The sequence below is a fragment of the Acinetobacter sp. 24-47-66 genome (assembly GCF_056779755.1).
Window position 1 is genome coordinate 211,359 of sequence record NZ_JBWYIL010000001.1, and the last position, 20,870, is coordinate 232,228.

The 20,870-nt window shown below is 41.1% G+C and carries 23 protein-coding genes; 11 read left to right on the plus strand and 12 right to left on the minus strand.

Annotation, left to right across the window (positions count from 1 at the left end):
• The first annotated feature begins 46 nt into the window (after positions 1-46).
• Complete coding sequence (gene rnk, locus AC1M84_RS00950; RefSeq protein ID WP_481592890.1) at positions 47-451, plus strand: nucleoside diphosphate kinase regulator; 405 nt, start codon at positions 47-49, stop codon at positions 449-451.
• Positions 452-488: 37 nt separating this feature from the next.
• On the opposite strand, the gene AC1M84_RS00955 is transcribed toward rnk, so the two are convergent.
• From AC1M84_RS00955 to AC1M84_RS00975, 5 genes are all read right to left on the minus strand, one after another.
• Positions 489-896 (minus strand): DUF3106 domain-containing protein, encoded by a 408-nt coding sequence (locus AC1M84_RS00955; protein WP_092766069.1) that lies wholly within the window; start codon positions 894-896, stop codon positions 489-491.
• On the minus strand, positions 886-1,212 hold the full coding sequence (locus tag AC1M84_RS00960) for a hypothetical protein (protein WP_481594224.1): 327 nt from the start codon (positions 1,210-1,212) through the stop codon (positions 886-888). The genes AC1M84_RS00955 and AC1M84_RS00960 overlap by 11 nt, the downstream gene beginning before the upstream one ends.
• Complete coding sequence (locus AC1M84_RS00965; RefSeq protein ID WP_481594347.1) at positions 1,202-1,822, minus strand: RNA polymerase sigma factor; 621 nt, start codon at positions 1,820-1,822, stop codon at positions 1,202-1,204. Before AC1M84_RS00965 ends, AC1M84_RS00960 begins: the two co-directional genes overlap by 11 nt.
• A gap of 160 nt (positions 1,823-1,982) precedes the next feature.
• A complete protein-coding gene (locus tag AC1M84_RS00970) occupies positions 1,983-2,759 on the minus strand; it encodes a TrmH family RNA methyltransferase (protein WP_035265712.1) in 777 nt (258 codons plus the stop codon).
• 49 nt (positions 2,760-2,808) lie between these two features.
• A complete protein-coding gene (locus tag AC1M84_RS00975; protein ID WP_180027536.1) occupies positions 2,809-3,783 on the minus strand; it encodes a class 1 fructose-bisphosphatase in 975 nt (324 codons plus the stop codon).
• 172 nt (positions 3,784-3,955) lie between these two features.
• Here AC1M84_RS00975 and AC1M84_RS00980 point away from each other — a divergent pair, with 172 nt between their 5' ends.
• Positions 3,956-4,141, plus strand: coding sequence for an NF038105 family protein (locus AC1M84_RS00980; RefSeq protein WP_035265716.1), 186 nt, complete (start codon positions 3,956-3,958; stop codon positions 4,139-4,141).
• Between the two features lie 47 nt (positions 4,142-4,188).
• Here the strand turns inward: AC1M84_RS00980 and pal are convergent, their stop codons facing one another.
• The 6 genes from pal to ybgC all read right to left on the minus strand — a co-directional run bounded on the left by pal (position 4,189) and on the right by ybgC (position 8,963).
• Complete coding sequence (gene pal / locus AC1M84_RS00985; RefSeq protein WP_035265718.1) at positions 4,189-4,761, minus strand: peptidoglycan-associated lipoprotein Pal; 573 nt, start codon at positions 4,759-4,761, stop codon at positions 4,189-4,191.
• A gap of 28 nt (positions 4,762-4,789) precedes the next feature.
• Positions 4,790-6,073, minus strand: a complete 1,284-nt coding sequence (gene tolB / locus AC1M84_RS00990) for a Tol-Pal system beta propeller repeat protein TolB (RefSeq protein ID WP_481594225.1) — start codon at positions 6,071-6,073, stop codon at positions 4,790-4,792.
• Between the two features lie 137 nt (positions 6,074-6,210).
• On the minus strand, positions 6,211-7,380 hold the full coding sequence (tolA, locus tag AC1M84_RS00995; protein WP_481594226.1) for a cell envelope integrity protein TolA: 1,170 nt from the start codon (positions 7,378-7,380) through the stop codon (positions 6,211-6,213).
• A 3-nt stretch (positions 7,381-7,383) separates the two neighbouring features.
• Positions 7,384-7,833 (minus strand): protein TolR, encoded by a 450-nt coding sequence (tolR, locus tag AC1M84_RS01000; RefSeq protein ID WP_481594227.1) that lies wholly within the window; start codon positions 7,831-7,833, stop codon positions 7,384-7,386.
• Complete coding sequence (gene tolQ, locus AC1M84_RS01005; RefSeq protein ID WP_179998400.1) at positions 7,834-8,532, minus strand: protein TolQ; 699 nt, start codon at positions 8,530-8,532, stop codon at positions 7,834-7,836.
• Between the two features lie 23 nt (positions 8,533-8,555).
• A complete protein-coding gene (ybgC, locus tag AC1M84_RS01010; protein WP_035265725.1) occupies positions 8,556-8,963 on the minus strand; it encodes a tol-pal system-associated acyl-CoA thioesterase in 408 nt (135 codons plus the stop codon).
• A 262-nt stretch (positions 8,964-9,225) separates the two neighbouring features.
• On the opposite strand from ybgC, the gene AC1M84_RS01015 reads away from it, so the two are divergent.
• The 4 genes from AC1M84_RS01015 to AC1M84_RS01030 all read left to right on the plus strand — a co-directional run bounded on the left by AC1M84_RS01015 (position 9,226) and on the right by AC1M84_RS01030 (position 15,212).
• Positions 9,226-10,452, plus strand: coding sequence for an acetamidase/formamidase family protein (locus AC1M84_RS01015; protein ID WP_481594228.1), 1,227 nt, complete (start codon positions 9,226-9,228; stop codon positions 10,450-10,452).
• A 283-nt stretch (positions 10,453-10,735) separates the two neighbouring features.
• Positions 10,736-12,397, plus strand: a complete 1,662-nt coding sequence (locus AC1M84_RS01020; protein ID WP_481594229.1) for a flavin-containing monooxygenase — start codon at positions 10,736-10,738, stop codon at positions 12,395-12,397.
• Between the two features lie 12 nt (positions 12,398-12,409).
• Positions 12,410-13,318, plus strand: a complete 909-nt coding sequence (locus tag AC1M84_RS01025) for an alpha/beta hydrolase (RefSeq protein WP_481590052.1) — start codon at positions 12,410-12,412, stop codon at positions 13,316-13,318.
• A gap of 268 nt (positions 13,319-13,586) precedes the next feature.
• Positions 13,587-15,212, plus strand: a complete 1,626-nt coding sequence (locus AC1M84_RS01030) for a sigma 54-interacting transcriptional regulator (RefSeq protein WP_481594230.1) — start codon at positions 13,587-13,589, stop codon at positions 15,210-15,212.
• Between the two features lie 32 nt (positions 15,213-15,244).
• Here the strand turns inward: AC1M84_RS01030 and mobR are convergent, their stop codons facing one another.
• Positions 15,245-16,921, minus strand: a complete 1,677-nt coding sequence (mobR, locus tag AC1M84_RS01035; protein ID WP_481594231.1) for a phenol degradation transcriptional regulator MobR — start codon at positions 16,919-16,921, stop codon at positions 15,245-15,247.
• 339 nt (positions 16,922-17,260) lie between these two features.
• Between mobR and AC1M84_RS01040 the strand changes: the two genes are divergently transcribed.
• From AC1M84_RS01040 to AC1M84_RS01060, 5 genes are all read left to right on the plus strand, one after another.
• Positions 17,261-17,548, plus strand: coding sequence for a phenol hydroxylase subunit (locus tag AC1M84_RS01040; protein ID WP_481588464.1), 288 nt, complete (start codon positions 17,261-17,263; stop codon positions 17,546-17,548).
• Positions 17,549-17,569: 21 nt separating this feature from the next.
• Positions 17,570-18,574 (plus strand): aromatic/alkene monooxygenase hydroxylase subunit beta, encoded by a 1,005-nt coding sequence (locus AC1M84_RS01045; protein WP_481594232.1) that lies wholly within the window; start codon positions 17,570-17,572, stop codon positions 18,572-18,574.
• Between the two features lie 11 nt (positions 18,575-18,585).
• The gene (locus AC1M84_RS01050) at positions 18,586-18,852 is read left to right on the plus strand and encodes an MmoB/DmpM family protein (RefSeq protein WP_179998393.1); all 267 of its coding nucleotides are present in this window, start codon (positions 18,586-18,588) and stop codon (positions 18,850-18,852) included.
• Between the two features lie 62 nt (positions 18,853-18,914).
• Complete coding sequence (locus AC1M84_RS01055) at positions 18,915-20,438, plus strand: aromatic/alkene/methane monooxygenase hydroxylase/oxygenase subunit alpha (protein ID WP_481594233.1); 1,524 nt, start codon at positions 18,915-18,917, stop codon at positions 20,436-20,438.
• A gap of 68 nt (positions 20,439-20,506) precedes the next feature.
• Positions 20,507-20,869, plus strand: coding sequence for a phenol hydroxylase subunit P4 (locus AC1M84_RS01060; protein WP_180027549.1), 363 nt, complete (start codon positions 20,507-20,509; stop codon positions 20,867-20,869).
• Position 20,870 lies beyond the last annotated feature (1 nt).

Below are 20,870 nucleotides of genomic sequence, written 5' to 3' on the forward strand. Positions count from 1 at the left end.
CTATTAATTATTCAATTGTCGTTATACATTTGAATTGGAGCAGAAAATGAGCCATCCAAATATTATTATTTCTGAACAAGATTTAAATCGTTTAGAAACCATGTTGGAGCATCAACCACAGTTGACTTCAACGATGGAACATTTAGAAAACGAGTTGGCTCGTGCTGAAGTAGTACAGCCTAAAGATATCCCTGCCAATGTAGTGACGATGAATGCTAAAGTGCTGATAACGGTTGCACCATCGACTGAACCTACAGAGATTGTGCTGGTATATCCCCATGACTTTAAAGGTGAAAAGGGGCAGGTTAATGTGATTGCACCCATTGGCGCAGCAATCTTAGGTTTGGCGGAAGGACAGGAAATTGAATGGCCTCAGCCTGATGGGCAAACAATGAAAGTAAAAATTGATAAAGTGCTCTATCAGCCTGAACGTGAGGGTATATATCTTTAATTAAAAAAATAAAGCCTCTTATAGAGGCTTTAAACTTTTATTGTTTCATGGTGGTTTGTTGCATATATTTATTTAAATAAGTTTCGCGTATTTCCTTGCGCTGCTCGGCAGTCGTCGCGTTCATCATTTTTTTACGCAAATCATTTCGTTCACTTGAGCTCATCTGTTGCCAAGTTTCGCGCATTTGTATTTTTTCTTGTTCAGGCAGTTTAGTAAACCAATCCATTCTTTGCTGTAGAACAACACTTTGCTCTTCAGGAATTTCTTTCAAATTTTGATAGCGTTTAATCAGTGCTTTTTGTTCATCTTCAGAAAGAGATTCCCAAGATTCATTAAGTTCAGAATTATTGTCTTTCGAGAAGATCCAAAAACGTTCATAGCCTGCAAAACTGGTTTGTAAAAAACCTAATGTGCAGAGTGCAATTGCTAAGCCTTTAGCTGCCATGAGCTGATTTATCCTCACCAAAAACAGATAACATTTCTAGATCTTCCATCATTTGCGGAGAAAGTTTAGGGGTGACAATCACTTGTTGTGGGCTTGGAGCTTCTTCCAAATCAAACGCATTAGGAAGTACCACGAATCCTGTGATTGCGGCTGCTAATGCAAAACCAGTAACTTTCCAAGTCATGAACTGAGAAAATAACGGTTTGTCTTTAATCTCATCAAGTACATGCTCCATCACGACCGTTTTATTGCGATGTTGTGATGCCAGTACATTCAATTTTTCAGTCACTTGTTTCGTAAATTCATCATGATTCATCCGATGATCCCCCGTCATTTGGGTTTAAGTGAGACAAAGCAGATCTTAAGCCCTGTATAGCTCGATGGTAATGGGTCTTTACACTGCCTTCTGAACAATTCATGATTTCGGCTGTGGTTTGTGTATCAAACCCTTCCCATGCTCTCAACATAAATGCTTGTTGTTGGCGAACAGGTAACTTAGAAATTGCATTTTGAATCTCCTCAACAGCCATCTCTTGTGCAAGAAATTGCAGCGGATTAGGTGTTGATTCATCCACAATATTGATGGTTTCGTCATCATCTTCATCGTGGTTATTTTTTTTAAATAACGAGAATGGAAAAGCCCGTCGAGATTCTTTACGACGCCAATCCTGAAGTTTGTTATTTAAAATGGTATAGAAAAGGGGATACCACTCTGCAGTGGATTTATCAGCATAAGATTTATGCAAAGCTATAAAAGCTTCTTGGACTAAATCCATGGCAATGCCATTGTGTCCTTGAGTTGCACTTTCCATCATCACCAATGCACGCCCAGTGACGTCTTGCATAAAATATTTAAGACGTTGTTCGGCCGTATTCAAAAGAACACTCGAATCTTCAGGCTTGACTTTTTTTGGTGCTAAATCCATAGAGATGGAAAATCCCGTCATTGGGTACCCACCATTATTTTCTAATCGTTATTTATATAACGTCAAAACATAATGGTAGGTTGACAATCTAAGCAACTATTTTTTAGCAGTTTAATAGATTTTTTTATTTTCAGTGGTTTCGTTAATATATTTTAACGAATCATATCCGTTGGCGTACCATTTCAAAGAAACAAATCGATCCGGCAACTGCAACGTTTAATGATTCTTGACCACCCGGTTGGGGAATGGTAATTGCTGAAGCATGTGCTAGGGCATATTCCGAAACGCCTTGACCTTCATTGCCCAGTACCCATACGCAAGCTTGAGTTAAGTCTTTTGCATATAAACTTTCTGATTCATGTGAGCTCGTGACATACACGGGAATTTTGAATTGAGACAGCACATCTTCAAGCGCAACGTTTTCATAGGTTTTTAATGAAAAGTGCGCACCCATTCCTGCTCGTAATACGCGAGGAGACCACAAAGATGCTGAACCTTTGGTGCAAACAATTTGTTCAATACCTGCAGCCGCAGCTGAACGAAGTAATGTACCCACATTGCCTGGATCTTGAACATTTTCAAGAATTAAAGTGTCTTGAGTATAATCTAGAGCATCACGTTGAGTTGGTAAATCTACAATCGCTAAACATGCTAAGGTGGTTCCTAGCGTGCTAATGTCTTTATAGAGTGATTCACTAATAACAAACACTGAACCTGTATAGTGTTGTGCGATTTCGTCAAAATCGGCGTGTTCCATTGCTTTTTCAGTGGTAAAAATCGAATTCAGCTTACGATTTTTTTCTAACCAAGCTAAGCACAAATGTGTGCCTTCTAGAACAGTTTGGCCTTGCTTTTTACGGTAACTATTTTGATCAATTAAACCACGTAAATGTTTAATTTTCGGGTTGTCTTTAGATTCTAAAAAGATAATGGCCATTCAGTTTGACTTCCATGAGAGCCTAAATCAATAGGCTCTCAATTGTAAATTATTGATGATAAGCAGTAACAAGCTCAACTTCATTTTTTGAACCAATGACGACTGGTACACGTTGGTGAAGTTCAGTCGGTTGGATTTCCATAATACGCACGCGACCTGTTGTCGAAGCACCGCCTGCTTGTTCCATGAGCATACTCATTGGATTTGCTTCATACATAAGACGTAAACGACCAGCTTTTTTAGGATCTTTGGTATCGTAAGGATATAAGAAGATCCCACTACGGCAAAGAATACGGTGGATATCACCGACCATGCAGGCAACCCAACGCATGTTAAAATCTTTTTCACGTACAGATGTTTTACCCGCTTGTAGTTCACCAATATAGCGTTGAACAGGTTCTTCCCAATGACGTTGGTTTGAAGCATTAATGGCGTATTCTTTTGTATCGGCATCCACTTGGATATTTTCAGTCGTCAACAGGAATGTTTTTGACTCCGGATCAAATGTAAAGAAAACAGTACCTGCACCAACGGTTAATGCCATCATAGTTGATGGGCCATATAACACATAACCAGCTGCGACTTGTTCAGTACCTGCTTGAAGGAAATCTTCTGCTTGTGTCACTGAATTTTTGGCAGGTAGGATAGAGAAGATAGTGCCAACACACATATTGATATCGATATTACTTGAGCCATCTAGTGGGTCGAATAAAACTAAATACTTACCATTCTCTTGTGCTGGGGTAAACTCATCGAGTTCTTCAGAAGCTAAACCGCCTACATTTTCGTTGTTCTTTAGCGCATCAATTAAATAGTCATTTGAAATAACATCTAATTTTTTTTGCGCTTCACCTTGTACGTTTTCATTACCAGCACTACCTAATACACCTGCTAAGGCACCCTTTTGCAATGCTGAATCGATGGTTTTACACGTTTCAGCAATGGTTTCAATTACATTAGAGAGTTCAGGCGTTAGATTTCCTTGTTGTTGTGCAAGATATTGTGACAAGGTGAGGTATGACATTACAAGGACGCTCCTAAAAGCTTTAAAAGAATAAAATTTGGATCTTGGGCTATTTTAGATGAGTTCAGTGCAAAATAGAAATTATCCTGCGTTATTTGTGGTGATTTTGCACTTGCCAGAGTTTTAGAACATGGTATGTTGATAGGAGGATGATTTTAAAAGGAGCTTTAAAATGAGCATTCAAAAGTTTGAAGCAACTCCAACGCCAGGTGAGGCAATCGACTTAAACGAAATTAGTTCAGAGAGTTCCAAGGAAGCATGGAAACAGTACGAGGCTAAACCTGAATATAAAGAGTTTAATAAGCATGACATGATTGAGTCTATGCAAGTGCCCATGCCAGACTCGCAAAGGTCTTAAACCTGATATAAAAAAAGCGCTCGAATTGAGCGCTTTTATTGCATTCATTAGCGAAGAAGTGGTGGCACTGCTTCATAATTGAGTTCTACACGACGGTTTTCTTTCCACGCAGCTTCATTGTTACCTGTATTAATTGGCATTTCTTTACCATAACTCACAGCTTCGAGTTGGTTTGGATTTACACCATTTGTAACTAGATAACTTTCAACTGCTTTGGCACGTCGCTCACCCAAAGCCATATTGTATTCACGCGTTCCACGTTCATCGGTATGACCAGTTAATGCGATTTTAGAGTTTGCATTTGCCAATAAAAATTGTGCATGTGCTTGGAGGGTTTGATAGTCCTCAGTAGATAGCTCACTGCTGTCATAATCAAAGTGAACAACACGTTTAGCCAAGAAAGCTTTATTGGCTTCAGTTACCCCTTTAGCAGAAGCACCCGTTAAGTTTTGAGCATTTAATGCTGCATCTTCACTGAGACCAGTCGTATTTACAGAGGTGGACGTTGATGGTGGTGTCATCGTAGTGGTATCTGTAGTTGCTGGTTTACGGCTTGCGCAACCCGTCATTACTAAACTTACAGCAATGAGTGGAAGAGCAAACGTTTTAATCGCGTTCATGTTCATCTCCTTGAAAGATTAAATTCGATTATTTAGGTGCCCAAGCAGGTTCACGAACTTCACCTTGTTCGCTAGGTAAATTCATGCGGAAGCGACCGTCTGTAGACATAATCGATAACAATCCACGGCTGCCTTCACGTGTCGCATACACGACCATTTGACCATTTGGTGAAAAGCTTGGTGATTCATCTAAACTGGTTGGCGTTAAAATGTTCGTGATTCCAGTTGAGATTTCTTGAATTGCTACCTTATAGTTGCTGCCTGAAGGGCGATGTACTAAAGCAACATATTTACCATCGGCACTTAAACTTCCACGTGCGTTGAATGCTCCGCGGAAAGTCAAACGTTTTGTTGAACCATCAGCAAACGTGTAATGATAGATCTGTGCTGAACCACCACGGTCTGAGGTAAAGATAAAACCTTTACCATCTGGGGTATAGCGAGCTTCTGTATCAATTGCTGTATTATTTGTCATACGCTTCACTTGGCGCGTATTTAAATCCATTTGATAAATTTCAGGGTTGTCATGCATTGATGCAGTGAACAACATGCTTTTACCATCTGGGGAAAAACTTGGCGCACCGTTTAAGCCACGGAAGCCAGCTAATTTTTCACGTTGTCCAGTCGCTAAATCTTGAACATAGATCGCTGGACGTTTGGTTTCGAATGAAACATAAGCGATTTTTTTGCCATCAGGCGTCCAAGCAGGGGATAAAATTGGATCGCGCGAACTCAATACAGTGCGTGGTTGTTCGCCGTCCGTATCTGCGATTTGTAAAGTGTAGCGATTATCAGGAGTCGCAGGATTTCGCAAAACATAAGCGATGCGACCACTAAAGTCACCAGGAATACCTGTTAATGCTTGGTAAATCGCATCACTGATCATATGTGCTGCAGATCGAATGCGTGATGGTGGTACAGTTAATAGTTCATTGAGCAAATATTGTTGTTTTTGGACATCATAGAGTTGGTAATGAACAGCTAATGAACCATCAGGATTGGCTTTAACTTCACCATTCACAACATAAGGTACGCCTGCAGATTGCCAAGCAGCACCATTGGCTTGATTGATGGTTGCTGTTGCAGGTAAATTTTTAGATGAACTGGTAAAGCGACCTGAACGGTTTAAATCTTGCTCTACAACAGGGTATAAGCGTTGATCACCTACGAATGGCACGATAGCAATTTTTGGCGCTTCTTCAGGTGCTTTAGCAATTTCAAGATGAAGCTGTGCATAAGAGGTTGTAATGAGAGCAGGGCTAAATGCTGCCAAAATTGCTAAACCGAGAAGATGTTTTGAGATCATTTTCATGATAGGTCACGTACTCAAGATACTAATTTTTCGAATATTCTAGCTTTTTAGCATATAGCTCCGTACCGAATCTATATAAAGCGTGTAATTATCCGCAATTCATGAAAAAACCTTTCGACGAATCGAAAGGTTTTTTATTATTTCACGGTGAATGAAGAAGTGAAACTACGAGCTTCACGCCTTGCATCAGGATCGGATGGCATCGGATATGGTGCTGCTGCACGAACAGCCTGTTCAACACTGGCTTTGACATCTGGATCTGATGCATTGACGATGACTGAAGTCACAGAACCACTGTCAGATAATGTCACGCGTGCTGTCGCTTTTTGACCTGAAGAGCCTATTGGCATTCTCCAAGCACCTTTAATTTTTTGCTCAAAGTCTCTTTTTGCTGAAGAAGCGATGCGTTTAGATTCAGCTTTTTTATTGGCTGCTTCTTGTCTAGCTTTTTCAGCGGCAGATTCTCGAGCTTCAGCTTCGGCACGTTCTCTGGCTTCGGCATCCGCTTTTCTTTGTGCTTCCTGACGAGCTTTCGCATCAGCTTCCGCTTTAGCTTTGGCATCAGCTGCAGCCTTAGCTTTACGATCAGCATCCTGTTTGGCTTTTGCATCTGCTTCCGCTTTAGCTTTCCGGTCGGCTTCTTGTTTGGCTTTAGCATCGGCCTCCGCCTTAGCTTTCCGATCAGCTTCTTGCTTAGCTTTGGCTTGAGTTGCCTCAGCTTTAGCTTTTCCATCAGCTTCTTGTTTCGCTTTTAAAGCCGCATCAGCTTTCGCCTTTTGTTGTTGTTCCTGTTTTGCGTTTTGCTCTGCTACTTTGGCTTTTTGGGCGGCCTCTTGTTTAGCTCTAGCATCGGCCTCAGCTTTAGCTTTACGATTCGCTTCTTGAGTTGCTTGTCGTTGTGCTTCAGCCGCTGCTTTACGTTCGGCTTGTTGTTGAGCTTTAACCGCAGCCGCTTGCTCAGCTTTAAGGTCAGATTTTGGCTCTTCAACTTTTGGTTGAGCTGGAGGAGGTACAGCAGGTGCAACAGGAATCACTGGTGCATTTTGAATCGGCTCATTGGTCTGTTGAACATTTTCTTGAACGTTCTGGTGCGCTGTATCTGAATGATCAGATTCAACCAATGGCGTGGGTTCAGGTGGTACTAGATCCTCAGGTTTCACTAAAATTGTTTTAACAGTTTTAGTTGGCTCAGGAGGTTGAGTCAATCCAAGAAACAATAAGCCTGTGATCGCAATCACATGGACCGCAACAGTGAATCCGATTGCAATTTTCTTTTCTTTTGAAAAGCGGGAGTTAGATTCTTTCATAGCTTATTGAATCGGTTTGGTCAGCAAGCCAACTTGACTGATCCCTGCATCTTGTAAGTTAGACATGAGCGTCATCACCTCACCGTAAGGTCGAGTATTATGACCATTGATGACGACACTAAATTGTTTATTCTCACGTTCAGCAATTTGTTGTGCATCACGAAGTTTCTGTTGTAATTCCTGCAAGCTCAGTGGACTTGGTTGGCTACCCTTGTATTCTAAAAAGTATTGTCCTTGTTGATCTAAAGTCACCATAGCTGGTGCATCCTTAGATTCAATCGGTACACTGTTTGCTTCAGGTAAATCAACTTTTATGCCACTTGTGATCATTGGTGCGGTCACCATAAAAATCACTAAAAGTACTAACATGACATCAATATAAGGAACTACATTCATGTCACTGTTAAGTGGCTTTTTGATGCGTTGGAAACGCCCTGAGCGACGAACGGCCATTTATTCAGCTTCCTGTGTAGAACCCACAGAACGACGTTGTAAAAGCGCCACCATTTCTTCAGCAAACAAGGAACGATCTGAGTAAATTTCTTCACTTTTGGCCGTATAGTGGTTGAATGCAAGTACTGCAGGAATCGCAGCAAATAAACCAATAGCAGTCGCAATGAGGGCTTCCGCGATACCTGGTGCGACAGTTGCTAGCGTCACTTGATCGACTTGGGCTAAGCCGATAAAAGCATTCATAATGCCCCAAACTGTACCAAATAAACCAACATAGGGCGCAACTGAACCAATACTGGCAAGTGCACTGAGGCCTTGTTCCATACGGCTCTGATCTCGGCTTAAACCCACCCCAAGAATACGCTCTGTGCCATCAATGACTTGTGCTGTTTCAGCTTTGGTTTTTTTGAGTTTGAGAAATTCTGCAAAACCAAGATAAAAAACATCTTCCAAGCCTTCACGCTTAGAGTTGACTTGTGCATTGTTATATAAAGTGTTGAGTTCAGCACCAGACCAAAAAATCTTTTGAAAATGATCATCACCTTGGCGAGCTTTTTTAAAAGTCATATGTAACTTGGCAATAAGGTACCAGCTAAAGAGTGAAGCTAGTACCAACACCAGCATGACCAGTTGTACGACTGGACTCGCTTGAAGAATTAAATCTGTGACGTGAAGTGAAGATTCGAGTTGTGTTGCCATAGTTACATGTGCCAATCATATTTTTATGCGTGGGCTAATTCTTTTTCGATTAGATCACGGATTTCATTTGGAATTCTCAGCGGTTTCATTTCAGCGCTAATACACGCCAATTCTACTTCCCCTGAAGCTAGCATGATTTCACCACGATAAATATTTTGTTGCAATACAAAAGACGTTGCTTTACACGAAACTACACTTGCTGTAACAGTAATTAAGTCATCCATTAATATTGGACGTGAATATTTAAGCGCTAATTTATGCACGACAAAGTTGTAATCTTTTTGATGCCAGTAATGTGAAATCCCTGAAGCGCGTAACCATTCTGTACGTGCGCGTTCCATAAAGCGAATATGATTGGCATGATAAACAATGCCTCCTGCATCTGTATCTTCAATATACACTCGGATTTGAAATTCAAATTTGTTCGCCATACAGGTGTTCCATTACTTTAAATAGTCCAGTGTTTTGCAACATTCTTGACAAAGAATGCGAAACGCTGATTTATACAATGTTTGAAAGGCTTGAAGTTTAGCACTCCATTTTTACAGACCAATGGCACAAGATTTCAAAAATAGCTGTAGATTGGGCGAAATATTTTAAGATGAAAATGCAGATTTAATTGAATTTTAATCTTGTTTGGCATAGGGATTGCTTAAATAAATTCACATGAAATTTATAGTTGGATTTGAGTGCATGTTAAAAAAGTTAGCTTTATCGATTTCGATTGCTACATCAATATTAAGTTTTTCGACTTTTAGTTCGGCTGAAGATTTTAAAATTTTAAAACAGATTGAAAGCAAGCCAACTTTACTAAAAAAAGGGGAATATGCTGGACACTATTATATTCCAAGCACACTCAATACTATTCAATGGGGTTATCTACCGAATAAAGATGCTAAGCCAGTTTTAACGGTTCCATCGGGGAGTCATGTGACTTTTGATACAGTGTCACATGAAGGTTTATTAGAGGATCAAGGGCGTGATGCTGAAAAATACTTTACATCTAAAGGTGTTAAAAAAGAGCACATTTTAGATGAAGCGAAATTGATCACCCGCTCTAATTTAAAGCATGATTTCCATAAAGATGGTCCACACATTATTACTGGTCCGATCTACGTTGAAGGTGCAATGCCGGGAGACGTGCTTAAAGTTGAAATATTGAAAATAGAACCACGTGTTCCTTATGGTGTTATTTCGAACCGCCATGGTAAAGGTACATTGCCTGAATTCCCTAAACGACAAAAACATGATCATGCTTCGCCAGAAAATCCAGATGCTTATGGCAATGTTTCAGTATTTACACCCATTGCGCAAAATAAAGAGGGTGTATGGGAGGGGGTGATTCAAACAGAATCTGGTAAAGCGATTCGTTTTCCTTTAAATCCGTTTATGGGAACAATGGGTGTTGCACCAAATACCAGCGAACCTGTTCACTCAGTTCCACCCTCTTTTTATGGTGGAAATATTGATATTAATGATTTAACGGCTGGGGCAACCGCTTATTATCCTGTTCAAGTTCCAGGTGCATTATTCTACACAGGTGATAGTCATTTTGTTCAAGGTGATGGTGAAGTTGCACTAACTGCTTTAGAAGGTTCAGCGCGTGCAACATTTAAAATTAGTGTATTAAAAGCGGATAAAGATTATATTCCAGGTAAGCAACTTTCTCAGCCATTAGGTGAAAATGATCAATTTTGGATTACACCTGGTTTAGATGAAGATTTGGATGAAGCAATGCGCAAATCTTCGCGTGAAGCAATTAATTTCTTAGTGAATGAATATGGCATAAGTGAAGAAATTGCATATGCTTATCTCAGTGCTGCGACTGATTTTGAAGTTTCTCAAGTTGTAGATAAAACTAAAGGCATCCATGCGATGATTCGTAAAGCAGATTTCAAAGAGTTCATCGAGCAGAAATAAATTTTTCAAATAAAAAATCCTCCATCAAGGAGGATTTTTTTTGACTGCTGGAGTATATCTTTGATGCAATGAATGAACTCCCTTCATTCTCAACTCCTTTATAAATTCATGTATATGTGAGAATTAGAGTTAATTTAGTGAAAACATGAATTTTTTTACTTAGAAAATAAATATTTTTATAAAAAACATATAGTTAAATTTTGGCATGCTCCTTGCGAAGTATCTGGTGGCTTAGATAGGACATTTAAGCATAAGGATAATTTAAGAACACTGGAGACGTTTCATGGATAATTTAAGTATTTTAACAAAAGGTGTGGACACCTTGGTGACGGTCGTTGGTGCAGGGTTTACTGGACTTTATGCCTTATTCAAACTGCGTGATCAGATGAAAGTTCCAGTACGCGTGTTTGAAAGTGCACCGGATGTCGGTGGAACTTGGTACTGGAATAATTATCCCGGTGCACGTTGTGATATTGAGAGTGTGCATTATTCCTATTCATTTGATGAAAAATTACAGCAAGAATGGACCTGGAGCGAGAAATTTGCCGCCCAGCCAGAAATTCTACGATATCTCAATCATGTGGCAGATCGCTTTGACCTGAGAAAGGACATCACCTTCAATACCAAAGTCACGTCTGTGGTCTGGAATGAACAAGAAAAATATTGGACAGTAACGACCAATCAGGGTGAAGTCATTAAATCTCGTTTCTTTATTTCTGGTGTAGGGACATTGTCCGTGCCGAAAAAACCGGAATTCCCAGGTGTAGAAAACTTTAAAGGTCCAACACTGATTACCGGCAACTGGCCAAAACAACCAATCAGCTTGAAAGGCAAACGTGTTGGTGTAATTGGCACTGGTTCTACGGGTATCCAGCTTATTACGGAAATTGCCAAAGAAGTCGGTGAGTTATATGTGTTCCAGCGTACACCAAACTACTCCACTCCATTGGGTAATGGGCCTACTCAGGCAGAGGAAGATCTCGAGAACAAGGCCAAATATACTTTAATCAGACATAATGCCCGCAATCATTTCCTGGGGGTACCTTATAACGAAGTACAGCCTTCAGCACTGGCAGTTTCCGATGAAGAACGTTTAAAAGTTTATGAAGACCGTTACCAGCGTGGTGGTTTCCGTCTGTTTATTGATAGTTATCAGGATATCTTGTTTGATCTGAAAGCCAATGAAACTGTATCCGAGTTTATTCGTCAAAAAATTCATGCTCGTGTGAAAAGGCCAGAAGTAGCAGAATTGTTGGCACCGAGAGATTATTGCTATGGCACTAAACGACCACCCATGGAAAGTGGATATTACGAAGTATTTAACCAGGACAATGTGCATTTAATTGACGTTAAACAAACTCCAATTTCCCGTATTGATGAGAATGGCGTTGTGGTTGGTGATCAGTTGCATGAGGTGGATGTCTTGATTCTGGCGACCGGTTTTGATGCCATGACTGGACCATTATTTGCGTTAGGGATCCAAGGCAAGAACCATGAAAAACTGACTGAAAAATGGAAAGAAGGACCACGTACCTATTTGGGGCATACCGTGAGTGGATTCCCGAATTTATTTCTTGTGACAGGTCCAGAAAGTCCTTCGGTGCTATATAACATGCCTTTAGCGATTGAAGATCATGTTGACCTTGCGACAGGCATTATCCAACACATGATTGATCATCAGCTTCTTGAAGTTGATGCAGATGCTCAAGCGGAAGAAGCATGGGTGAATCATGCCAATGAGCTGGCTCAGGCAAGTCTGCTGCCAAATACGGATTCTTGGTATATGGGTGCCAATATTCCCGGAAAACCACGCCGTTGCCTGGTGTATTTAGGTGGAGCACCGAAGTATCGTGCGATTTGTGATGAGATGATTGCTAAAGGTTATCAGGGTTTTCATTTTAAAGCAGGCGATCCTAACAGTACTTTACTTCAACAAGTGTCTTGATCGGTCAGGAGAATTCATATGCCAATTACTCAAGAAATTGCAACTCTACTCGGTCAGATCCAAGAAGCAGGGGTGAAACCTTTTCATCAAAGTCAGGTAGATGAAGTGCGTGCAGTAGTTGAATCATTCCACAACATGCAAAAGCCGGTCGAGGTGAAAACCAAAACGACCGATGTTGAGTACCGCACAGGAACTTATCTGCGCATTTATCAGCCAGAACTTGCAGGAAAAACACTCCCTGTGCTGGTGTATTATCATGGAGGTGGCTTTGTCGCTGGTTCGCTGGCTGTAGCCGATGAAACTTGCCATGTGCTGGCGCAAATGAATCAACATATTGTGGTGTCAGTGGATTACCGTTTGGCGCCTGAGCATCCGTTTCCAGCCGCACATGAAGATGCCAGACAGGGATTGGAGTGGGTGTTTCAACATATTCAAGAATATGGCGGTGACGAGAATCAAATCTCAGTCATAGGTGACAGTGCAGGAGGGAATCTTGCAACGACATCTGCGTTATGGGCTGTATCACAGGATATGAAGATTGCCAAACAGATTTTAATATATCCAGTGATACAGCCTGAGATGGATTCTGCCTCAAGAAATGATGAAAATGGTTATCTAATTTCGCAACAGGATATGGACTGGTTCTGGAAAAATTATCAGATCCAAGATGGGCAGTCTATTCAATATTCACCTTTACAGTATGACAATCTATCCGCTGCGCCAGAAACTTTAATTGTGACCACAGAATATGAAGTATCGCGGGATGATGCGGAATATTATGGATTCCGTTTAATTGAACAAGGTATAACCACCACCATCAAGCGTATTCGGGGTGGTGTACATGGTATTTTCTGGCTATCTGCAGTTGTGCCTGAACACCAGACGATTCGGGAGGAAATTGCTCGATTTTTAAAGAAATAACTCCCATTCAAAACCAGCCAGTGAATGGCTGGTTTTCACATTCAAACCGCATTAATCTTATCGATATGTGCTTGATATGCTCGATGAGATTGAAGAATGAATCAAAGGAGCAAAACGTAGTGTTTTGTAGTTTTGTCATCTTTGACACTGTATTTCTAAATTGGCGATCTATACACTGACCTAGAAACGCCTGCTTATTTATAAAAATAATAATATATTCAAACAGTTCAGGAAATTTGAAATTAATTGAGGGATGGAGTAATACTCAATGAAAAATTATATGGATATATCGGTTAGCGATTTTATTAGTAAAATTTCTTTTGAAAGTGAGGACGGTAAAATCTGGTTCGATGGAGATCGATCACTTCTCTTTAATGCGAATAGTTTGTATACACTGAAGCATTTTTTAATTGATGAATATGGGATTGATCTAGCTAAAAAAGTTATCTATCGCTGGGGTTATGAAATTGGTAGTGAAGATGCTGTGCGAGCGCTCAAACTGCGCGCAGATGATCAGTTGTCAGCTTTTGTGGCCGGACCTCAACTGGCCAAGATTCGTGGCATGGTAAATGTTGATATTGAGACGCTGGATTTCAATCCCAAGCAAAACAAGTTTAAAGGTATATTCAAATGGAATGACTCCTATGAAGCCTATGCACAAATTAAGAACAGGTCTTACTCGACACACTGTTGCTGCTGGTGGTTGACGGGTTATTCCAGTGGTTATACCTCAAAATTTTTAAATGCTCCCTTTCATTATGTCGAAACACATTGTGTTGCCAAAGGAGATGAGTGTTGCCGGATTGAAAGCCATGAAGGGCAGGACCGTCATTTTGGACTGAAATCTGAATATTTTATTGAAACCATTAAACCATTATTTTCCAACAGCTACTTTGATGCCATAGGAAAATCCAAGACCTTTGCCAAGGTGTGCCAATTATTGCTCAAGGCAGCAGAGTCGGATATTACGGTATTGCTACAAGGCAGCACAGGGGTTGGGAAAGAAGCATTTGCGCGTGGTATCCATCAGAATAGTGCCCGTAAAGATAAAGAATTTGTCGCAATTAACTGTGCCTGTCTGCCAGAGCAACTGATTGAAGCGGAATTGTTTGGTAGTAATAAAGGCGCATTTACCGGGGCGACTGAAAACCGCATTGGTAAATTTGAACGGGCAGATGGGGGCACCATTTTCCTGGACGAAATTATCGAGCTATCCCCTAAAGCGCAGGCGTCTTTGCTTCGTGTTTTGCAAACTGGAGAGTTTGAACGGGTGGGGGATACCAAGACCCGCAAGACCAATGTCAGGGTGGTGGTCGCTTGTAATGAAAGTCTGAAAAAAGCAGTAGATGAAGGACGTTTCCGCAGTGATTTATATTACCGGCTTGCCACTTATCCGGTATTAATCCCATCATTGAAAGAGCGTCGGGAAGACATTAATTTACTGCTGGAATATTATATTCGGTTCTTTGAAAAGCAGTACGAGAAGACCTTCAACGGATTTAGTGACCGGGTTTATGCTTTCTTCAACAGTTATGAGTGGCCGGGGAATATCCGCGAACTGCGAAATATTGTGGAACGGGCAGTGCTATTGTCCAATGATGTGCCATTGGACTTAGAAGACCTGATGTTGGAAGATAATGTAATTCAGAGCTTTGTTAGCCAGCATAAGCAGAAAGTGAATGGCATCAAAGGCATTGCTACTCATAGTGATCTGGATCAGTTCATTGAAAATCTGATGCACAATTCAGAACAGCTAGATATTGAATATGTCGAAGCCACAATTTTACAAACAGCTTTGCAAAAGTATCGCGGCAACGTGTCGAAAGCTGCACGTTATTTGAATATGACACGAAGTGCACTGGAATACCGGTTAAAAAAGCACGCAGTAATATAAGTTGAGGGTGTTTGGGTATGAAATATAGAGCCTTAGGATAAGGCCCTATATTTCTTTAAGCGATAATCCAATGTTGCCCGGCTAATGCCGAGTAAACGTGCTGCTTCGGAGACATTGTTCTGACTCTGTTGCATGGCTTGTACAATAATCTGCTGTTCGTAATGCTCCAATGAAAAGTCAGGAGTAAATAGTTCTGCAATTTTTTGTGAATTAAATGATTTGGAAGGGAATGTTTCCCTATAGCTATTTGTCTCAGCGGCTATAACATCGGGAAATAAATCACGTAGTTTAATCTCTTGTTGATCATCTGTGAGTAGTGCTGCGCGTTCCAGCACATTCTCTAATTCACGGATATTGCCTGGCCAATTGTAATTTATAAAGAAATGTTTGGCTTTGTCACTCAGTCCTTTAAATTTTTTGTCATATATATTTTCAAAGCGTTTAAGAAAATGACTGACCAGCAGGGGAATGTCCTCCCGCCGTTCGCGTAATGGCGGAATACGTACCGGAAAAATGTTTAGGCGAAAATACAGATCGGCACGGAATCGACCCTCTTTGACAGCTAATTCTAGATCTTCATTGGTAGCAGCTACCACTCTAACATCGACTTTTCGGGTCTGATAATCGCCTACACGCTCAAATTCACCTTCTTGCAGCATTCGTAATAAGGCTGCTTGGGCACGAGGGGATAACTCAGCCAGTTCATCCAGAAAAATCGTACCTTGATGGGCACGTTCAAATTTACCTATTCGTTGACTGACTGCTCCTGTGAAAGCCCCCTTTTCTACGCCAAAGAGCTCAGCTTCAATCAGGTCGTGTGGGATACAAGCACAGTTAACTGCGATAAAAGGCTTATCTTTGCGTGGACTAGCATAGTGAATACCTCGTGCAAAAGCCTCCTTACCAACACCTGTTTCCCCAGACAGGAGTACGGCCACTTTACTGCCAGCCGCTTTTTTGAGGAGGTCACAGACATTGCGGTAAGCCGCAGATTCTCCGACCGCATTAAACATGCTGTAGTCGACCTCGGCACGAGTATAAATATCGTGTTTTAGCTGATTCAATTCAGCGCGTAATGCAATGATTTCGTCCGATATAGGGTCAGGAGACATAAATTGAACAAGTTCTTCAGCATTTTCCCATTCAGTTAAGGGTTTACCAATGATCCGACAATGATCATGACCTTGGGCAATACATTGGGTTTCCTGATAAATAATGGTTTGTCCCATGACATAGCTGCTATATCCACAAGCATAGCCAAGTTGTAGCCAGCAAGCAGGTTCATCGGATTTACCAAATTCGCTCAGGTGAACTTCACCTTCAAAGGAATGTCGCCAGTTAAAGTCGGCATAGAACTCATGGTTGCGATGGCTCAGCTGAAGTGTATTGACTTCGACCTGTACCATCCCACGAATACCATGCATTTGTGGTCCTGCCATAAAAGCCTCTGTTTCATTGAGGTCTGGACGAAGTTGTGCAGTGGCTTCGGCATCTCGCATACCAGCCTGATAACCACAACGAATAAAGAACCTTTTGGCTGGCTCATAACCCAGCATATCGTGCAAGTCTTTGCGTAGAAAACCAAAAATATCGGTATGTAGCAACAACATACGATTTTCTTCAAACCAAATCTGACCATGAGCGGCATCGAACTTAATCCGGTCAATCAGGTCCTGAATATCTTGTTGTGGCTTCAAAAATGGCTGCATGCGCAATGTCCTTCATTTTATTCTGTGCTCAATATCCTATGAAGCACTTTTTCATTACTTGTGTACTAATAACGAACTCAAAATTTATACATATCATCATACTGTACATAAAGTGCATGAAAATGCCAGATGGATATTTATAAAAAAAAAAGAGTTGAAAATAGTCTTTCATCATTTGATGAATTTTTTTTAATTGTGTTCATCAGTTGATGAAATCAAACTTCAAAAAAAGACACCTAATGTAATAAAATTTATAAAAATCAAAAACTTAAAAAGTTGGCACACTAATTGATATATGTATGTGGAAGAAAGTTTGTCCAGCAAGAAGGATTCTTAGTCATGACAAATCAAATAGGGATGCCACAACTCACCAAATATATCCGGGTGACGGGTGACCGTGATGCTAAATTTGTTGAATTTGATTTCGCTATTCACGATCCAAGTCTGTTTGTCGAACTGGTGCTACCTCGTGAAGCTTTTATACAGTTTTGTGAGACCAATCAAGTCGTCGAGATGACTGAAGAACAGAAAACCAGAAATGATGAGGAAGAAGAAAAATGGCGCTATGGGACTGAAGTCACTTTAGTCAATGCACAGCGATATATCCCAGATCAAGAAGATCTTTAGAAATAGCTTAAGGAGATAGCCATGTCACTTGAAATTAAAACATCTACTATTGAACCAATACGCCAGAGTTACGCCTACATTGAACGCCGTTTTGGCAATAAACCTGCAACCCGCTATCAGGAAGTCAGTTTTGATATTCAGGCTGAAACCAACTTCCATTACCGACCATTATGGAAACCTGACAAAACACTGAATGATAAAACGCATACAGCTATTGTGATGCAAGACTGGTATGCATTTAAGGATCCACGTCAGTTTTATTATGGGACATATGTGCAACATCGCGCCCGTTTACAAGATACTGCCGAAGCTAATTTTAACTTTTTTGAGAAACGTCAGCTGGCTGTACATATTTCTGAAGAAGTCCGTGAAAAAGTGATTTCGTTGTTTATTCCATTCCGTCATTTGGAGCAAACCGCCAACCTGCACATGATGTCAGGAAGTGCTTATGGTTATGGCACGGTACTGACCCAAGCATGTATTTATGCGGCGATGGATCGGCTCGGCATGGCGCAATATATTTCTCGTGTAGGTTTAGCCTTGGATGGTGGAACGGGGGAATCACTCGTTCCTGCAAAACAGGCATGGATGAACGATACAGCTTGGCAAGGACTACGTAAGCTGTGTGAACAAAGTCTGACTGAACAAGACTATTTCAAACTGTTTTTACTACAAAACCTAGTGATAGACAGTTTTATGGCTGAACTGGTCTATACCCAGTTTGATCAATGGTTAGCCGATCACCAAGCTCGGGATCTCGCGATGCTTACCGAGTTTATGCAAGAAGCCTTAACAGATCTACGTAAATGGTCAGACAGCGTACTCAAAACAGCGGCAGCAGAATCAATTGAAAATAAACAATTGTTAAGTCAATGGCTGGCGGAATACCTACCACAAGTCAAAGCAGCATTTACACCTTGGGCTGAAAAAGCTTTAGCTGGTGACGCAATAGATGTGGCTGAACAAAAACTGCTGGAGCGAAGTAAAAAAATTGGAATAGATCTCGAACAAGTGGCACAGGCTTAAGGAGAAGCAGCATGTCTAAAGTGTATTTGGCATTACAAGATAACGATACCTCACGTTACATCATTGAAGCGATTGAAGAAGATAATCCTGACGCTACCATCCAGTATTTACCTGCCATGATTCGCGTAGAAAGTGAGAAAGGGCTGATTGTTCGTGCGGAAACGGTTTCGGAAAAATTGGGCCAAGAATGGGATATTCAATCTTTACAGCTCAACATGATCACGTTGGGCGGTAACGTTGAAGAAGATGACGATACGTTCCGTCTACACTGGAATTAAAAATAGTAAGCGTCAATGTGCCGCATTGAAGCGGTATATCAAAAGAATAAAGGACCTTAGGTATGAATTCTAAAATTAATGCAATTGGTAAAAAACTAAATGCCAAAGACCGTTACCGTGCACTCACGCGTGATCTGGACTGGGAATTTTCCTATGCAGACCGTAAAGAAGCATTTCCTTATGAACAATTTGAAGGCATTAAAATTACGGATTGGTCGAAATGGGAAGATCCATTCCGCCTAACCATGGATGCCTACTGGAAATATCAAGCGGAAAAAGAGAAAAAGCTCTACGCAATTTTTGATGCTTTTGCACAAAATAATGGTCAGTTGAATGTCACCAACGAACGCTATTTAAATGCCATTAAACTGTTTTTAACTGCTGTAACGCCATTGGAATATCAAGCCTTCCAAGGTTATGCCCATGTAGGACGTCAGTTCAGTGGTGTGGGTGCACGTATTGCGTCCCAAATGCAGTCCATTGATGAACTGCGTCATGTGCAAACGCAGATTCATGCGATGAGCCATTACAACAAATTCTTTGATGGCTTCCAAGATTGGTCACACATGCATGACCGCGTTTGGTATTTATCTGTACCTAAATCATTCTTTGAAGATGCGCGTTCTGCAGGCCCATTTGAATTCTTACTGGCTATCAGTTTTGCCTTTGAATATGTGTTGACCAACTTGCTGTTTGTACCCTTCATGTCTGGTGCTGCCCATAACGGTGATATGGCAACCGTCACATTCGGCTTTAGCGCGCAGTCAGATGAAGCGCGTCATATGACACTAGGACTGGAAATTGTCAAATTCCTACTGGAACAGCATGAAGACAACGTGCCGATCGTACAGGAGTGGATTGATAAATGGTTCTGGCGTGGCACTCGATTACTATCAATTGTCGGCATGATGATGGATTACATGCTGCCAAACAAAGTTATGTCATGGAAAGAAGCATGGGAAACTTATTTTGAAGAAGCGGGTGGGGCGCTCTTTAAAGACCTGAGCCGCTACGGCATTCGTATGCCTAAATATTCTGAAGTCATTGAAAAAGAAAAAGAGCACGTCTCGCATCAAGCATGGTGGATTTTCTATAACTTTGGTCATGCGGCTGGCTTCCACACTTGGATTCCAACCGATGAAGAAATGGATTGGTTATCAGAAAAATATCCAGACACGTTTGACAAATATTACCGTCCACGTTGGGAGTTAGCACGCAAGATGGAAGCGGAAGGTAAACGTTTCTATAGTGCGGGCTTGCCACAGCTGTGCCAAATCTGTCAGGTACCGATGACCTTTACTGAAATGGATGGTGATCAGACCATGTTCAGTTACCGCAGCAGTGTCTATAAGGGTGAGCGTTATCACACTTGTTCAGATGGTTGCCATGACATTTTCGAGCGTGAACCAGAGAAATATGTACAAGCTTGGTTGCCAGTGAACCAAATTCTACAAGGCAACTGTGGTGGCCCTGATCTGGAAGTGATGTTGCGCGAATATTACCGCTTTAATGTCGGTGCAGACAACTTAGACATTGAAGGCTCTCCAGATCAGGTACGCTGGAAAAAATGGAAAGGTGTGGCGTAAGTCACGAGCTGGGGATAGTCCTAAAATGGGCTATCCAGCTTACTCATGGAATTTAGGAGTTTAGGGATATGCCAGTAAAAGCAATTAACAACCAATATGATTTTGAACCGCGTGATCTACAAAAACATTATGGCGACAACATTCTGATTTATGTGGGATGGGATCATCACACCTTATACTGTGCGGCACATGCCATGTTGGCATCTCCACAGCAAAGCTTTCAGGATTTAATTGATCAACAGATACAAGGTGGTTTCCACCAACATCCTGAATTTACTGAAATTGATTGGTCAAAAGTCGAATATTTGTTAGATGGTCAGTCGTTCCAACCGAAACTGGATCAAAGCTTGGCAAGTCAAAATATTGGTCATAAATCACTATTGCGCTTCATTACACCTGGGCTGGATGGTTACCAGCATCGTCATGTTTAAG

What these genes read in the sequence shown, in the direction of transcription:
- rnk (WP_481592890.1), top strand. Translation starts at nt 47, where the DNA reads ATGAGCCATCCAAATATTATTATTTCTGAACAAGATTTAAATCGTTTA.
- AC1M84_RS00955 (WP_092766069.1), bottom strand. Translation starts at nt 896, where the DNA reads ATGGCAGCTAAAGGCTTAGCAATTGCACTCTGCACATTAGGTTTTTTA.
- AC1M84_RS00960 (WP_481594224.1), bottom strand. Translation starts at nt 1,212, where the DNA reads ATGAATCATGATGAATTTACGAAACAAGTGACTGAAAAATTGAATGTA.
- AC1M84_RS00965 (WP_481594347.1), bottom strand. Translation starts at nt 1,822, where the DNA reads ATGGATTTAGCACCAAAAAAAGTCAAGCCTGAAGATTCGAGTGTTCTT.
- AC1M84_RS00970 (WP_035265712.1), bottom strand. Translation starts at nt 2,759, where the DNA reads ATGGCCATTATCTTTTTAGAATCTAAAGACAACCCGAAAATTAAACAT.
- AC1M84_RS00975 (WP_180027536.1), bottom strand. Translation starts at nt 3,783, where the DNA reads ATGTCATACCTCACCTTGTCACAATATCTTGCACAACAACAAGGAAAT.
- AC1M84_RS00980 (WP_035265716.1), top strand. Translation starts at nt 3,956, where the DNA reads ATGAGCATTCAAAAGTTTGAAGCAACTCCAACGCCAGGTGAGGCAATC.
- pal (WP_035265718.1), bottom strand. Translation starts at nt 4,761, where the DNA reads ATGAACGCGATTAAAACGTTTGCTCTTCCACTCATTGCTGTAAGTTTA.
- tolB (WP_481594225.1), bottom strand. Translation starts at nt 6,073, where the DNA reads ATGAAAATGATCTCAAAACATCTTCTCGGTTTAGCAATTTTGGCAGCA.
- tolA (WP_481594226.1), bottom strand. Translation starts at nt 7,380, where the DNA reads ATGAAAGAATCTAACTCCCGCTTTTCAAAAGAAAAGAAAATTGCAATC.
- tolR (WP_481594227.1), bottom strand. Translation starts at nt 7,833, where the DNA reads ATGGCCGTTCGTCGCTCAGGGCGTTTCCAACGCATCAAAAAGCCACTT.
- tolQ (WP_179998400.1), bottom strand. Translation starts at nt 8,532, where the DNA reads ATGGCAACACAACTCGAATCTTCACTTCACGTCACAGATTTAATTCTT.
- ybgC (WP_035265725.1), bottom strand. Translation starts at nt 8,963, where the DNA reads ATGGCGAACAAATTTGAATTTCAAATCCGAGTGTATATTGAAGATACA.
- AC1M84_RS01015 (WP_481594228.1), top strand. Translation starts at nt 9,226, where the DNA reads ATGTTAAAAAAGTTAGCTTTATCGATTTCGATTGCTACATCAATATTA.
- AC1M84_RS01020 (WP_481594229.1), top strand. Translation starts at nt 10,736, where the DNA reads ATGGATAATTTAAGTATTTTAACAAAAGGTGTGGACACCTTGGTGACG.
- AC1M84_RS01030 (WP_481594230.1), top strand. Translation starts at nt 13,587, where the DNA reads ATGAAAAATTATATGGATATATCGGTTAGCGATTTTATTAGTAAAATT.
- mobR (WP_481594231.1), bottom strand. Translation starts at nt 16,921, where the DNA reads ATGCAGCCATTTTTGAAGCCACAACAAGATATTCAGGACCTGATTGAC.
- AC1M84_RS01040 (WP_481588464.1), top strand. Translation starts at nt 17,261, where the DNA reads ATGACAAATCAAATAGGGATGCCACAACTCACCAAATATATCCGGGTG.
- AC1M84_RS01045 (WP_481594232.1), top strand. Translation starts at nt 17,570, where the DNA reads ATGTCACTTGAAATTAAAACATCTACTATTGAACCAATACGCCAGAGT.
- AC1M84_RS01050 (WP_179998393.1), top strand. Translation starts at nt 18,586, where the DNA reads ATGTCTAAAGTGTATTTGGCATTACAAGATAACGATACCTCACGTTAC.
- AC1M84_RS01055 (WP_481594233.1), top strand. Translation starts at nt 18,915, where the DNA reads ATGAATTCTAAAATTAATGCAATTGGTAAAAAACTAAATGCCAAAGAC.
- AC1M84_RS01060 (WP_180027549.1), top strand. Translation starts at nt 20,507, where the DNA reads ATGCCAGTAAAAGCAATTAACAACCAATATGATTTTGAACCGCGTGAT.